The following is a 14,612-nucleotide window of genomic DNA, read 5'->3' as shown; positions in this document are numbered from 1 at the left end:
TGAGCACGCTGATCCGATAAGTCGTACACTGGTCGGTCCACTGCAGGCCGGTTCCCCCGCGGGAACCGGCCTGCTCGTCCCTCAAAGGAGGTACGTGGATGACCAGCACGGTTCCCGCGCCCGTAACCCGCACGGCCGAGGGCTCGGCCCTGCAGGCCGTGCTCCTCGACATGGACGGCACCCTGGTGGACACCGAGGGCTTCTGGTGGGACGTCGAGGTCGAGGTCTTCGCCGACCTCGGCCACACCCTCGACGACTCCTGGCGCCATGTCGTGGTCGGCGGACCGATGAGCCGCAGTGCCGGCTTCCTCATCGAGTCGACGGGGGCCGACATCACCCTCGCCGAACTGTCCGTCCTGCTCAACCAGGGATTCGAGGAGCGCATCAACCGCGCCCTGCCCCTGATGCCGGGCGCCGCCCGGCTGCTCGCCGAACTCGCCGAGCACGAGGTCCCCACGGCTCTCGTCTCCGCCTCCCACCGGCGCATCATCGACCGCGTCATCGCCTCGCTCGGCCCGCGGCACTTCACGCTGACCGTGGCCGGCGACGAGGTCGCGCGCACCAAGCCCTACCCCGACCCGTATCTGCTCGCGGCCGGCGGCCTCGGCGTGGACCCGGCCCGGTGCGCCGTCGTCGAGGACACCGCGACCGGAGTCGCCTCGGCGGAGGCGGCGGGCTGCCATGTCGTGGCGGTGCCGTCCGTGGCCCCGATCGCCGCGGCCGCCCGGCGCACCGTGGTGCCCTCCCTGGAACACGTCGACCTGACATTCCTGCGCGGCCTGATGCCCCTCTGACGCCGCTCCGATGATCAGCACTCCGATCATCGGTGATTTCTCGATGACGGAAATGCGATAGGCGTTCACCGAGCGTGCACCGCCGATGGCACACCCTTTCGGCGGGTGTACGCACGGATGAATTCCGGTCTTCGGCAACGGTTGGATTACGTACCGGACGACCCTGTTGACGTGTGACGTTCCCCACCTCTCAGGGGGTCGACAGGGGGGCCTCCCTGTGTCGCAACACCCCGTTCCGGACGTTTCGGCGTGCCCTTGTGTCCCGATTGATGGACAGCTGCGCGGATCGTTCCGCCGAGGGTTTTTCAATGCGTCCGCATACGGTTTCGCTCCGTGATGGGCTTTCAACTCCGGTGGCTGCGAACCCTCGTGCCGGTGCGGACTAATCTCGTCGCGGAACATCACCCCTCTCCCCGTGATCCGCCGCGACACCCCTGCATGCCGGATACGCGGACCGACAGCTCTGGAGAAACTCGAGCATGAACCGCAAGACTTTGGTGCTGCCGGCCGTGGTCGGTCTGCTCGCGCCCGTACTCGCCGCCTGCGGCGGGGCCGACAGCGGGAGCGGCAGCGGCGACGCCATCGTCGTGGGCACCACCGACCGGTTCACCGCCACCAAGGACGCCCCCGCGCCGCTCGACCCCGCCTACGCCTACGACGTCGGCACCTGGAACATCCTGCGCCAGACCGTGCAGACCCTGATGATCCAGCCCAAGGGTGAGGGCGAGCCCGTCCCGGAGGCGGCCCAGTCCTGCGGCTTCACCGACAGCGGCAACGAGCGCTACGCCTGCAAGCTCCGCGACGGCCTGAAGTTCTCCAACGGCGACGCGATCACCGCCGCGGACGTCAAGTTCTCCATCGACCGCGCCCGGGCCATCAAGGCCGACTCCGGCGTCTTCGCCCTGCTCTCCACGATCGACACCGTCGAGACCCAGGGTGACAACGAAGTCATCTTCCATCTGAAGACCGCCGACGCCACCTTCCCGTACAAGCTGTCGACGCCCGTCGCCGGCATCGTCAACCCCGACGACTACGAGAAGGACGCGCTGCGCGACGGCTTCGAGGTCGACGGCTCCGGCCCCTACACCCTCAAGGCCGAGACCGACGGCGACGCCGTCACCAAGGCCGTGTTCACCAAGAACCCCCACTACAAGGGGACCTTGACGGTGAACAACGACGAGGTCGACATGGTGTCCTACGACGACGCCGACGCCATGGGCACCGCCCTCGAAAAGGGCGACATCGACCTGATGACCCGCACCATGTCCCCGGAGCAGATCCAGAAGCTCTCCGAGGCCGCCGCCGACAGCGACATCGACCTCGTCGAGCTCGCCGGCCTGGAAATCCGCTACCTGGCCTTCAACACCGACGCCCCCGTCGTGAAGTCCCGGGCCGTGCGCCAGGCCATGGCCCAGGTCATCAACCGCAACGAACTGGTCTCGCAGGTCTACGGCTCCCAGGCCGAAGCCCTCTACTCGCTGGTCCCGGCCTCCCTCACGGCCCACTCCAACTCGTTCTTCAACAAGTACGGTGACCCGAGCGTCACCAAGGCCAAGGAACTGCTGGCCAAGGCGAACATCAGCACCCCGGTGAAGCTGACGCTGAACTACACGACCGACCACTACGGACCGGCCACCAAGAAGGAGTTCGAGCTGCTGAAGAAGCAGCTGAACGACAGCGGCCTGTTCGACGTCAGCATCAAGGGCTCCTCCTGGGAGACGTTCGTCCCCGCCGAGCGCAAGGGCGAGTACGCGGTCTACGGCATGGGCTGGTTCCCCGACTTCCCCGACGCCGACAACTTCGTCGCGCCGTTCCTCGACGAGGACAACTTCCTCAAGTCCCCGTACGCCAACAGCGACATCATCGACACCCTGATCCCGCAGTCCCGCCGGGAGGCCGACCGCCTCAGCGCGGGCGATAGCCTGACGAAGATCCAGGACATCGTCGCCGACGACGTCCCGGTCCTCCCGCTGTGGCAGGGCAAGCAGTACGTCGCCGCCAGCACTGACATCACCGGCACGGCGTACGCCCTCAACTCCTCCGCCACCCTCCAGCTGTGGGAGCTCGGCCGAGGGGTGAGCAACTGAGAGACCTCAGCGGTCGGGTGATACGTTCTTCGCGGCCGGGGCCCGGGACGGCGGCCCCGGTGTGACGGGACCCGACGACTAAGGTAATTCGTGAACATGCGTAACCAGTGGCCGGTCCTGCCTATCGTGGCAGGACTGGCCTCCGGCTTGTTGACCGGCTGCGGCGCCCAGACCGGGAGCTCGGACGGCGACGGCTCCGCCGTGGTGCTCGGGATGTCGGACGACGTCCTCGCCACGGATCCGGCCTCCGGCTACGACCCCGGATCCTGGATGTTGTTCAACAACGTCTTCCAGTCTCTGCTGAGCTTCCCCAAGGGCGGCACCGAACCCGAGCCCGACGCGGCGAAGGAGTGCTCCTTCACGGACCGGCAGGCCAAGGTCTACCAGTGCACGCTCAAGGACGGCCTGAAGTTCTCCAACGGTGACGATCTCACCTCCGCGGACGTCAAGTTCTCCTTCGACCGCATGCTGAAGATCAACGACGACTCCGGCCCCGCGATCATGTTCCCCATGCTCGACAAGGTCGAGACACCGGACGACAAGACCGTCGTCTTCCGGCTGAAGGTCCCCGACGCCACCTTCCCCAGCAAGATCGCCTCCGGCGCCGGCTCCATCGTCGACCACAAGGAGTACGACGCCGACGGCCTGCGCGAGGACGGCGGCGCCACCGGCTCCGGCCCCTACACACTGGACTCCTTCGACGACGACCAGGCCGTCTTCTCCGTCAACGAGCACTACAAGGGCTCCGCCACGGACCCCCAGAACCAGGGCGTCACCCTGAAGTTCTTCGGCGGCGACCAGAAGGCCCTCAAGAAGGCCCTGCTCGACGGCGATGTCGACATCGCCTACCGCGGCCTCACCGCCGCCGACATCGCCGACATCGACCAGAGCACCGACGACGGCGGCGCCGAAGTCGTCGAGGGCAGCAGCGCCGAGGTCCAGCACCTGGTCTTCAACACCGACGACCCCGTCGCCGGAAAGCTCGGCGTCCGCCGCGCCATCGCCTACCTGATCGACCGCGACGCCCTCATCAAGGACGTCTACCAGGGCACCGCCGACCCCCTGTACTCGATCATCCCGGCCGGCATAGCCGGCCACAACACCGCGTTCTTCGACCGCTACGGCGCCCGCCCCTCCCCGGCCAAGGCCGCCGCCGCCCTGAAGGACGAGGGCATCACCGGCAAGGTCAAGCTCACCCTCTGGTCCACGCCCTCCCGCTACGGCCCCGCCACCGACCAGGAACTCAAGGCCATCGCCGCCCAGCTCAACGACAGCGGCCTGTTCGACGCCGACGTCAAGTCCGTCGCCTTCGACCAGTACGAGAAGGACATCGCCGACGGCAAGTACGGCGTCTACGTCAAGGGCTGGGTCCCCGACTACCCGGACGCCGACAACTTCACCGCCCCCTTCTTCGGCGACGGCAACGTCCTCGACAACAACTACGCCAACCGCACCATCACCGGCACGCTCATCCCGCGCACCGCCGCCCAGAGCGACCGCACCGCCACCGACGACGACTACGCCGCCCTCCAGGACATCGTCGCCCAGGAACTGCCCGTCCTGCCGATCTGGCAGGCCAAGCAGTACGCGGTCGTCGGAGAGAACGTCTACGGCCTCGAGAACTGCCTCGACGCCTCCACCGTGTTCCGCTTCTGGGAACTCAGCAAGAGCTGACCGCCCCCACCACGACCAAGGGCGCCCCCGCTCGGCAGGGGCGCCCTTCGCCGTCGTACCCGCGTGGTCCGCGCGCGTCCTACTGCGCGCCCGGGCGCACCAGACCGCTCTCGTACGCGTACACCGCGGCCTGCACCCGGTCGCGCAGCCCCAGCTTGGTCAGCACATGCCCCACATGCGTCTTCACGGTCGTCTCACTGACGAACAGGTCCGCGGCGATCTCCGCGTTCGACAACCCCCGCGCCACCAGCTTCAGCACCTCCACCTCACGATCGGTGAGCGTGTGCAGCGTGTCCGGCACCGGCTCGTCGCCCGACGGCAGATGCGTCGCGTACTTGTCCAGCAGCCGGCGCGTGATGCTCGGCGCCAGCATGGCCTCGCCACCGGCCACCACCCGGATCGCCTGCACCAGTTCGTTCGCCGGCGCGTCCTTCAGCAGGAAGCCGCTCGCCCCCGCCCGCAACGCCTCCACCACGTACTCGTCGAGGTCGAACGTCGTCAGCACCAGCACCTTCGCCGGGCCGTCCCGCCCCGGCCCGGTGATCTGCCGGGTCGCCTCCACCCCGTCCATCCGGGGCATACGGATGTCCATGAGCACCACATCGGGCTGCAGCGCCCGCACCTGGTCGAGGGCCTGAAGACCGTCTCCGGCCTCACCGACGACCGCGATGTCCTGCTCGGCCTCCAGGATCATCCGGAAGCCGGTACGCAGCAGCGGCTGGTCGTCGACCAGTAGGACGCGGATGGCCACGTAAGTCTCCTTCGCTAGTCCGGCCCCATTCTGCCCTGCGCCCCGCCCTCCGACTCGGCCGCCCTCACCGCCAGCGGATAGGGCGGGGGAGTGCCGCCGAACTCCGGACAGTGCGCCTGGTGATCGCACCAGCCGCACAGCTTCGTCGGCCGCGGCCGCCAGTCACCCGTCTCCGTCGCCTGCCGGATCGCCTCCCACAACGCGAGCAGCTTGCGCTCCACCCGCTCCAGATCGGCGAGGACGGGGTCGTACGTCAGAACGTCCCCACTGCCCAGGTAGACCAGCTGCAGCCGACGCGGGATCACGTTCTTCAGTCGCCACACCACCAGCGCGTAGAACTTCATCTGGAACAACGCGCCCTCGGCGTACTCCGGCCGCGGCGCCTTGCCCGTCTTGTAGTCGACGATCCGCACCTCCCCGGTCGGCGCCACGTCGACCCGGTCGATGATCCCGCGCAGCCGCAGCCCCGACTCCAGCTCCGCCTCCACGAACAGCTCCCGCTCGGCGGGCTCCAGACGCGTCGGATCCTCCAGCGTGAACCAGCGCTCCACCAGCGCCTCAGCCTCCGCCAGCCAGCCCGCCAGCCGCTCGCCCCGCGGATCGTCGGCGAACAACTCCACCAGCTCCGGCCGCGTCTCCCGCAGCCGGTCCCACTGGCCCGGGACCAGCGCCCTGGCCTTCGGCGCCGTCCGCTCCGCCGCCGGAGCGTCGAACAGCCGCTCGAGGACCGCGTGCACCAGCGTCCCCCGCGTGGCCGCAGGGCTCGGCTTCTCCGGCAACCGGTCGATCACCCGGAACCGGTACAGCAGCGGACACTGCATGAAGTCACCCGCACGCGACGGCGACAGCGACGCCGGAGCCGTCGCCACGGCACCCCTCACCGCCTCGGGCACGACCGCCCCCGCACGCGCCGCGTCCTCCACGGCCCCACCCTCGACGCCCGCACCGCCGACGCCCTCGCTGCTGCTCTCCATGCCCCAGACCATACGGCCCGCCACTGACAGTCACCCACTCCCCGCCCGGCCCACCCGGCGACCGCCCGGGAAACACGGGGGTGCCGGGCGGAACACGTCACGACGGCCGCATACCATCGGTCCCGAGACCCTTCCGCCCGGCAGGAGCGGAAGACGCTTCGAACGAGGGGACATCGTGGTGGAAAGCGGCGGGAGCGGGCGGCCGCGGCCGGACAACGAAGAGTCGGCCGAGCACCCCGCGACACCAGCGCCCCGGGCCACCGCCCCCGCGGAGCCCCCGGGCCCCCACCCGTCCCAGCCCGAGGCCGAGGCCGTACGGGCCCCGCAGGACGACCACCGGCCGGCCGGACGGCCCGGCACGCCCGCCGACACGCCCCGCGCCGCCGCCCCGGCGGGAGAGCCGGCCGACCGCCCCGCACACCGGCCGGACCCGGCCCCCGCGGACCCCTCCGCCCCCGACGAGGAGCCGGCCCCGCCCGCCGAGCGCCCCGCGGCCGACACCCCCCGCCCGCACCCCGCTCCGACACCGCCCGAAGCACCGCGGCAGGACCACGCACCCGCCCCGACGCCCCCGCAAGGGCCCCGCACCACCACCGCACCCGGCGGCACGCCCGCCACCACCGCGGAAACCTCCCCGCCCCCGGCCGCCACGGCACCCGGCGAACCGCCCGCCACCGGCAGGGACGCCCCCGCCCACCCGGCCGGAGCGGCGGACGAGACCACGAACGGACACCCCTCCGAGCCCGCCCCGGCCGGTGAACCCGGCGACACCCATCCCGACCGCGCCCACGCCCACGCCGGCAGCCACGACCCGGACGGCACCCGCACCACCGGCCCCACCCCCGCCCTCACCAAGGGCCCCCCGCCGCAACGACCCCCCGAGCAGCCACGAGGCGGGCTGCTCATGGGACGCCCCTTCGGCGTGCCCGTCTACGTCGCACCCAGCTGGTTCCTCGTCGCCGCGCTGATCACCTGGGTGTTCGGCGGGCAACTCGACCGCGTCCTGCCCGAACTCGGCGCCGCCCGCTACCTGGTCTCCCTCTTCTTCGCCGTCGCCTTCTACGCCTCCGTCCTCATCCACGAACTCGCCCACACCCTCGCCGCCCTCCGCTTCAAACTCCCGGTCCGCCGCATCCAGCTCCAGTTCTTCGGCGGCGTCTCCGAGATCGAGAAGGAGGCCGAGACCCCCGGCCGCGAGTTCTGGCTCGCCTTCGTCGGCCCGCTGCTCTCCCTCGCCCTGGCCGGCGTCTTCTACCTCGCCATGCAGCCCGTCGAACCCGGCACCGTCCCAGGCGTCCTGCTCGCCGGCCTGATGATCTCCAACCTCATCGTCGCGATCTTCAACCTTCTCCCCGGGCTCCCCCTCGACGGCGGCCGCATGCTCCGCGCGGTCGTCTGGAAGATCACCGGCAAACCCATGAGCGGCACCGTCGCCGCCGCCTGGGTCGGCCGCGCCCTCGCCGTCTCCGTCCTCATCGGCCTGCCCCTGCTCACCCAGTCCGGCGCCCTCGGCTCCAGCGCCGAGGACAGCGTCGGCATGGACACCGTCACCGACGCCCTGCTCGCCGCCATCCTCGCCGCGATCATCTGGACCGGCGCCGGCAACAGCCTGCGCATGGCCCGCCTGCGCGAACACCTGCCCGAACTGCGCGCCCGCACCCTCACCCGCCGCGCCGTCCCCGTCGAGACCGACACCCCCCTCTCCGAGGCCCTGCGCCGCGCCAACGCCGCCGGCGCCCGCGCCCTCGTCGTCGTCGACGCCCACGGCGAACCCCTCTCCCTCGTCCGCGAGGCCGCCATCGTCGGCGTACCCGAACACCGCCGCCCCTGGGTCGCCGTCAGCGGCCTCGCCCAGGACCTCACCGACGGCATGCGCGTCTCCGCCGAACTCGCCGGCGAAGACCTCCTCGACGTCCTGCGCGCCACCCCCGCCACCGAATACCTCGTCGTCGAGGAGACCGGCGAGATCTACGGCGTCCTCTCCGCCGCCGACGTCGAACGCGCCTTCGTCAAAGCCATGGCCCGCCCCAGCTGAGAAGCCCACCCCGACCGTGGTCGGCGGCCCCCGCAAACGCCGGTAGGCTGTTCACATGTCCGAACCGACCGGTGCCGCCCGCAGGCGCGGGCCCTTCAAGGTCGGGGACCAGGTTCAGCTGACCGACCCCAAGGGCCGCCACTACACGTTCACGCTCGAGGACGGGAAGAACTTCCACACCCACAAGGGTTCCTTCCCGCACGACGAGCTGATCGGCGCACCCGAGGGCAGCGTCGTCCGCACCACCGGAAACGTCGCCTACCTCGCGCTGCGCCCCCTGCTCCCCGATTACGTCCTGTCCATGCCCCGCGGGGCAGCCGTCGTCTACCCGAAGGACGCGGGGCAGATCCTCGCCTTCGCCGACATCTTCCCCGGCGCCCGCGTCGTCGAGGCCGGCGTCGGCTCCGGCTCGCTCAGCAGCTTCCTGCTGCGCGCCATCGGCGACCAGGGCATGCTGCACTCCTACGAGCGCCGCGAGGACTTCGCCGACATCGCCCGGCAGAACGTCGAGCGCTACTTCGGCGGCCCCCACCCCGCCTGGCAGCTCACCGTCGGCGACCTCCAGGACAACCTGTCCGACACTGACGTCGACCGCGTCATCCTCGACATGCTCGCCCCCTGGGAGTGCCTGGAGGCCGTCTCCAAGGCCCTCGTCCCCGGCGGCATCCTCTGCTGCTACGTCGCCACCACCACCCAGCTCGCCCGGACCGTCGAGTCCATCCGCGAGATCGGCTGCTTCAACGAGCCGACCGCCTGGGAGACGATGATCCGCAACTGGCACATCGAGGGCCTCGCCGTCCGCCCGGACCACCGGATGATCGGCCACACCGGCTTCCTCCTCACCGCCCGCCGCCTCGCCGACGGCGTCGAGCCGCCCATGCGCCGCCGCCGCCCCGCCAAGGGCGCCTACGGCGAGGACTACGCCGGCCCCAATGCCGACGGAGGCAGCGGCCGCTGACGCCGCCTTCGCGCCACGGACAACGACAGGGCGCCGTGGCCGAGTTCCCGTGACACCCCGGGAACTCGGCCACGGCGCCCTCATGTTGAAAACCACCGCGCCCTCACGTGGGCCCGCACACCCCGGCATCGCGCACCGGACCGCTCCGCCCCGCACCCCGCCGTTCCCCCACCCTGTGACGTGTGGCACGATGCTGGCCACCCCACCGGCACCGCCATCCCAGGAGACGCTCCTAGTGCAGCAATCCGCCGTCCCGGAACTGGCACACACCCACACCCGGCCGATCCACTGGGTCGCCACCGCCACCGCCGTGGCCGGCGTCGTGGCCCTCTCCTCGGTCCTGCAGCCGAGACCGGCGACGGCCGCCCAGGCCGCCGAGGCACCCCCGCGCGCCACCGCCGCCGCCCCCGTCACCACCGGCGTCGACTTCCCGATCGACTGCGGCCCCGTCAAGGCCCTCGTCCAGAAGAAGGCCAGCGGAGACCTCGACGGCGACGGCACCCCCGAAACGGTCGTCTCGGTCCACTGCGACGCCCCCATGGGCACCCCGCCCGACGGCGTCTACGTCCTCACCCGGAGCGCCGGCGGCACCCACGCACGCGTGGTCGCCACCCTCGTCGACCCGAAGGACCGCACCACCGTCACCAGCCTCACCGTGACCGACGGTGCCGTCCTCGCCACACTCCTCGGCTACTCGTCGGCGGACGTGCCCAGTTGCTGCCCCGACGTCAGGGACAGCGCCAAGTGGCAGTGGAAGGACAACGCGTTCGTCCGCTCGACACCCGCCGGAGCCCACAGCGTCTGAATCCGGCCATCAAGGCCTGTGAGAAATCAGACAACAACCACGGTGCGTACCCGGCCCGTCACTCCGCGTCCGGACCGTACAGCTCCACCCTGTCCGAAACGCGCCGTACATGAATGCACTCACCGGGACACTCCCGCGCGGAGTCCACCACGTCCGTCAACAGCGGCAACGGCACCGGCGCCGCCGCCTCCTTGGCCTGCAGCAGCTCGTCCTCGGCACTCTTCACATACGCCAGACCGTCGATGTCCAGCTCGAACACCTCCGGCGCGTACTGGGCACAGATACCGTCGCCGGTACAGAGATCCTGGTCGATCCAGACCTCCAGCTCCTCCGCGCCGACACCGGCCTCCTGCTGCACGCTCATCTCTCCTGCCGTTTAGTGTCGAGCCGCACGGGAACGATGCAGGCTCTGACGGGCGTTGAACACTTCGACCCTACCCCCGCCCGCTTTCCAATCATGTTCGGTGGGTATTCCCCTGGCGTGAGGGAGAGCGCAAGGGTGAAGATCGGACACACCCCGACAGTCTTTGTGATCTAGGGGTTTCAATCGACACCCGCCCAGGTAGGGTCTGGAAGCGTCCAGCTCCCCTTGGAGGAGGTGAGGACCGTGGCAGCCCACGACGACGACATGAACCGCGGCATCCGCCCGGGACGAGGGTCCGACGACCCCGCCGGGCAGATTGCCTACCTTGAGCAGGAGATCGCCGTCCTGCGACGCAAGCTCGCCGACTCTCCGCGACACACGAGGATTCTCGAAGAGCGGATCGTCGAGCTGCAGACCAACCTGGCCGGCGTGTCCGCCCAGAACGAGCGACTCGCCAACACACTCCGCGAGGCCCGCGACCAGATCGTGGCCCTCAAGGAAGAAGTCGACCGGCTCGCACAGCCCCCGGCCGGCTTCGGTGTCTTCCTCGCGGCGAACGAGGACGGCACGGCCGACATCTTCACCGGAGGCCGCAAACTCCGCGTGAACGTCAGCCCCAGCGTCGAGCTCGACGAGCTCCGGCGCGGCCAGGAAGTGATGCTCAACGAAGCGCTCAACGTGGTCGAGGCCATGAAGTTCGAGCGGGTCGGGGACATCGTCACCCTCAAGGAGATCCTCGAGGACGGCGAGCGCGCCCTGGTCATCGGGCACACCGACGAGGAACGGGTGGTCAGGCTCGCCGAGCCGCTGCTGGACGTCACCATCCGCCCCGGCGACGCCCTCCTGCTCGAACCCCGCTCCGGCTACGTCTACGAGATCGTCCCCAAGAGCGAGGTCGAGGAACTCGTCCTCGAAGAGGTCCCCGACATCGGCTACGAGCAGATCGGCGGCCTCGGCGGCCAGATCGAGGCCATCCGGGACGCCGTCGAGCTCCCCTACCTCTACCCCGACCTCTTCAAGGAGCACGAACTGCGGCCGCCCAAGGGCGTGCTGCTCTACGGGCCCCCCGGATGCGGCAAGACGCTCATCGCCAAGGCCGTCGCCAACTCGCTGGCCAAGAAGGTCGCCGAGGTCACCGGCCAGGCCGCCGGCAAGAGCTTCTTCCTCAACATCAAGGGCCCCGAGCTCCTGAACAAGTACGTCGGCGAGACCGAGCGGCAGATCCGCCTCGTCTTCCAGCGGGCCAGGGAGAAGGCCAGCGAGGGCACCCCCGTGATCGTCTTCTTCGACGAGATGGAGTCCCTCTTCCGCACCCGTGGCTCCGGCGTCAGCTCGGACGTGGAGAACACCATCGTCCCCCAGCTCCTCGCCGAGATCGACGGTGTGGAAGGCCTGCAGAACGTGGTCGTGATCGGCGCCTCCAACCGCGAGGACATGATCGACCCCGCCATCCTGCGGCCCGGCCGGCTCGACGTGAAGATCAAGATCGAGCGCCCGGACGCCGAAGCCGCCAAGGACATCTTCGGTAAGTACCTCACCGAACGCCTCCCCCTGCACTCCGACGACCTCGGCGAGCACGGCGGCGACAAGGCCATGACCGCCCAGAGCATGATCCAGACGGCCGTGGAACACATGTACGCCGAATCCGAGGAAAACCGCTTCCTGGAAGTCACCTATGCCAACGGCGACAAGGAAGTCCTCTACTTCAAGGACTTCAACTCCGGCGCCATGATCGAAAACATCGTGGGCCGCGCCAAGAAAATGGCGATCAAGGACTTCCTCGAAAAGAACCAGAAGGGCCTGCGCGTCTCCCACCTCCTCCAGGCTTGCGTGGACGAGTTCAAGGAGAACGAGGACCTCCCCAACACCACCAACCCCGACGACTGGGCCCGAATCTCCGGAAAGAAGGGCGAACGGATCGTCTACATCCGCACCCTCATCACCGGAAAGCAAGGCGCGGACACCGGACGCTCCATCGACACGGTGGCGAACACCGGACAGTACCTGTAAGAAACAGGGCGGCTGCGGGTGCCCTCAACGGGTACCCGCAGCCGACTGTTTTTCAGGCCACGGCTGGAGCAAGGCAATGACGCAAATGATCTCCCCACCAGCGCAGAGGCGTTCTAGGCTCTTCCCTACCGACGGGTTGCGCAGTGCCGGGAGGACGGGCACCGCACCCACACCGGAGCACCACCGGTATCTGAGCGGCGCCCACGACCGAGGGCGCCGCCGGGCAAGGAGGGCCGCATGACCGTACGGCGAGTAATGGGCATCGAGACGGAGTACGGGATCTCCGTCCCCGGCCACCCCAACGCCAATGCCATGCTCACCTCATCCCAGATCGTCAACGCCTACGCCGCGGCGATGCACCGGGCCCGCCGAGCCCGCTGGGACTTCGAGGAGGAGAATCCGCTCCGGGACGCCCGAGGCTTCGACCTCGCCCGCGAGGCCGCCGACTCCAGCCAGCTCACCGACGAGGACATCGGCCTCGCCAACGTGATCCTCACCAACGGCGCCCGCCTCTACGTCGACCACGCCCACCCCGAATACAGCGCCCCCGAGGTCACCAACCCCCGCGACGCCGTCCTCTGGGACAAGGCCGGCGAACGGATCATGGCCGAAGCCGCCGAACGCGCGGCCCAGCTCCCCGGCGCCCAGCCCATCCACCTCTACAAGAACAACACCGACAACAAAGGCGCCTCCTACGGCACGCACGAGAACTACCTGATGAAGCGGGAAACCGCCTTCTCCGACATCGTGCGCCACCTCACCCCCTTCTTCGTCTCCCGCCAGGTCTTCGCCGGCGCCGGCCGCGTCGGCATCGGCCAGGACGGCCACGAACACGGCTTCCAGCTCAGCCAGCGCGCCGACTACTTCGAAGTCGAGGTCGGCCTGGAGACGACCCTCAAGCGGCCCATCATCAACACCCGCGACGAGCCCCACGCGGACGCCGAGAAATACCGCCGCCTCCACGTGATCATCGGCGACGCGAACCTGTCCGAGATCTCGACCTACCTCAAACTGGGCACCACGGCCCTGGTCCTGTCCATGATCGAGGACGGCTTCATCGCGGTCGATCTCGCCGTCGACCAGCCCGTACGCACGCTCCACCAGGTCTCGCACGACCCGACGCTGAAGAGGCTGGTCACCCTCCGTAGCGGCCGCACACTCACCGCCGTACAGCTCCAGATGGAGTACTACGAACTGTCGCGCAAATACGTCGAGGAACGGTTCGGGGCCGACGCCGACGACCAGACCAGGGACGTCCTCACGCGCTGGGAGGACACCCTCACCCGCCTGGAGAACGACCCCATGAGCCTGGCCGGCGAACTGGACTGGGTCGCCAAGCGGGAACTCATGGAGGGCTACCGCCGCCGCGACAGCCTCGACTGGGACGCGGCGAAGCTGCACCTCCTCGACCTCCAGTACGCCGACGTACGGGCCGAGAAAGGCCTCTACAACCGCCTCGCCGCCCGCGGCCGCATGAAGCGGCTCCTGGACGAGGCGGAGGTCGAGCGAGCCAAGGTCAAGCCCCCGGAGGACACCCGCGCGTACTTCCGCGGCCGCTGCCTCGAGCAGTACGCCGACGACGTCGCCGCCGCCTCCTGGGACTCGGTCATCTTCGACCTCCCGGGCCGGGACTCGCTCCAACGCGTCCCAACCCTGGAACCGCTTCGCGGAACGCGAAATCACGTCAAGGCGCTCCTGGACCGATGCCGCACCGCAGAAGACCTGGTCAGGGTCCTGTCGGGCGGCTGAGCGGACACCAGGAGCCTTTCCCGCGGCGGGGTGGAAACCCCGCCGCAAGGGAATCATCGAAAGGTGGCCCTCGTACGTTGGAACAACTACAGGGCCGATGTCGGACCAGGCTTGTAGGGTCTGATCACCACCGATCGGCAGGAAAGCCGACCTGTCGACCATGTCGGGCGAACTGAGCGGGGTGAGGGTTATGGCGACCAAGGACACCGGCGGCGGCCAGCAGAAGGCGACGCGCTCCACGGAGGAGGTCGAGGAGCAGACCGCGGAGGCGCAGGGCTCCGAGGACCTCAAGGAGCGCCACGAGAAGCTGAGCGACGACGTGGACTCCGTCCTGGATGAAATCGATGACGTATTGGAAGAGAACGCCGAGGATTTCGTGAGGTCATTCGTTCAAAAGGGTGGACAGTAGTC

At 69.3% G+C, this 14,612-nt stretch carries 12 protein-coding genes; 9 read left to right on the top strand and 3 right to left on the bottom strand.

What is annotated here, in order from left to right; genetic code table 11:
- Window positions 1-98 precede the first annotated feature (98 nt).
- The 3 genes from ACFY30_RS24560 (at window position 99) to ACFY30_RS24550 (ending at window position 4,555) form a co-directional block, all read left to right on the top strand.
- Complete coding sequence (locus ACFY30_RS24560) at window positions 99-794, top strand: HAD family hydrolase (protein WP_390847281.1); 696 nt, start codon at window positions 99-101, stop codon at window positions 792-794.
- Window positions 795-1,273: 479 nt separating this feature from the next.
- Window positions 1,274-2,881 carry an ABC transporter substrate-binding protein gene (locus ACFY30_RS24555; RefSeq protein ID WP_390847279.1) on the top strand — a complete coding sequence of 536 codons (1,608 nt, stop codon included), beginning with the start codon at window positions 1,274-1,276 and terminating at the stop codon, window positions 2,879-2,881.
- Window positions 2,882-2,971: 90 nt separating this feature from the next.
- Entirely contained in the window at window positions 2,972-4,555 is a 1,584-nt protein-coding gene (locus ACFY30_RS24550; protein WP_390847278.1) for an ABC transporter substrate-binding protein, read from the top strand.
- A gap of 79 nt (window positions 4,556-4,634) precedes the next feature.
- On the opposite strand, the gene ACFY30_RS24545 is transcribed toward ACFY30_RS24550, so the two are convergent.
- Both ACFY30_RS24545 and ACFY30_RS24540 read right to left on the bottom strand, forming a co-directional pair.
- Window positions 4,635-5,306 (bottom strand): response regulator transcription factor, encoded by a 672-nt coding sequence (locus ACFY30_RS24545; protein WP_016434400.1) that lies wholly within the window; start codon window positions 5,304-5,306, stop codon window positions 4,635-4,637.
- Window positions 5,307-5,320: 14 nt separating this feature from the next.
- The gene (locus ACFY30_RS24540; protein WP_390847277.1) at window positions 5,321-6,280 is read right to left on the bottom strand and encodes a RecB family exonuclease; all 960 of its coding nucleotides are present in this window, start codon (window positions 6,278-6,280) and stop codon (window positions 5,321-5,323) included.
- 175 nt (window positions 6,281-6,455) lie between these two features.
- Here ACFY30_RS24540 and ACFY30_RS24535 point away from each other — a divergent pair, with 175 nt between their 5' ends.
- The 3 genes from ACFY30_RS24535 to ACFY30_RS24525 all read left to right on the top strand — a co-directional run bounded on the left by ACFY30_RS24535 (window position 6,456) and on the right by ACFY30_RS24525 (window position 10,078).
- The gene (locus ACFY30_RS24535; protein WP_390847276.1) at window positions 6,456-8,315 is read left to right on the top strand and encodes a site-2 protease family protein; all 1,860 of its coding nucleotides are present in this window, start codon (window positions 6,456-6,458) and stop codon (window positions 8,313-8,315) included.
- 55 nt (window positions 8,316-8,370) lie between these two features.
- The gene (locus ACFY30_RS24530) at window positions 8,371-9,273 is read left to right on the top strand and encodes a tRNA (adenine-N1)-methyltransferase (RefSeq protein WP_059203278.1); all 903 of its coding nucleotides are present in this window, start codon (window positions 8,371-8,373) and stop codon (window positions 9,271-9,273) included.
- 235 nt (window positions 9,274-9,508) lie between these two features.
- The gene (locus ACFY30_RS24525; protein ID WP_390847275.1) at window positions 9,509-10,078 is read left to right on the top strand and encodes a hypothetical protein; all 570 of its coding nucleotides are present in this window, start codon (window positions 9,509-9,511) and stop codon (window positions 10,076-10,078) included.
- 58 nt (window positions 10,079-10,136) lie between these two features.
- On the opposite strand, the gene ACFY30_RS24520 is transcribed toward ACFY30_RS24525, so the two are convergent.
- Window positions 10,137-10,442, bottom strand: coding sequence for a ferredoxin (locus tag ACFY30_RS24520; protein WP_390847274.1), 306 nt, complete (start codon window positions 10,440-10,442; stop codon window positions 10,137-10,139).
- A gap of 243 nt (window positions 10,443-10,685) precedes the next feature.
- Here ACFY30_RS24520 and arc point away from each other — a divergent pair, with 243 nt between their 5' ends.
- The 3 genes from arc (at window position 10,686) to ACFY30_RS24505 (ending at window position 14,610) form a co-directional block, all read left to right on the top strand.
- Window positions 10,686-12,452: a proteasome ATPase gene (gene arc / locus ACFY30_RS24515; RefSeq protein WP_390660773.1), complete on the top strand. Its 1,767-nt coding sequence runs from the start codon at window positions 10,686-10,688 to the stop codon at window positions 12,450-12,452.
- 237 nt (window positions 12,453-12,689) lie between these two features.
- A complete protein-coding gene (gene dop / locus ACFY30_RS24510; protein ID WP_390847273.1) occupies window positions 12,690-14,201 on the top strand; it encodes a depupylase/deamidase Dop in 1,512 nt (503 codons plus the stop codon).
- 190 nt (window positions 14,202-14,391) lie between these two features.
- Window positions 14,392-14,610, top strand: a complete 219-nt coding sequence (locus ACFY30_RS24505; protein WP_188287069.1) for a ubiquitin-like protein Pup — start codon at window positions 14,392-14,394, stop codon at window positions 14,608-14,610.
- Window positions 14,611-14,612 lie beyond the last annotated feature (2 nt).

This window comes from Streptomyces sp. NPDC000345 (assembly GCF_042898825.1).
In the GTDB taxonomy this organism is placed as follows: Bacteria; Actinomycetota; Actinomycetes; order Streptomycetales; family Streptomycetaceae; genus Streptomyces.
This window is presented reverse-complemented; position numbering and strand designations above follow the sequence as displayed.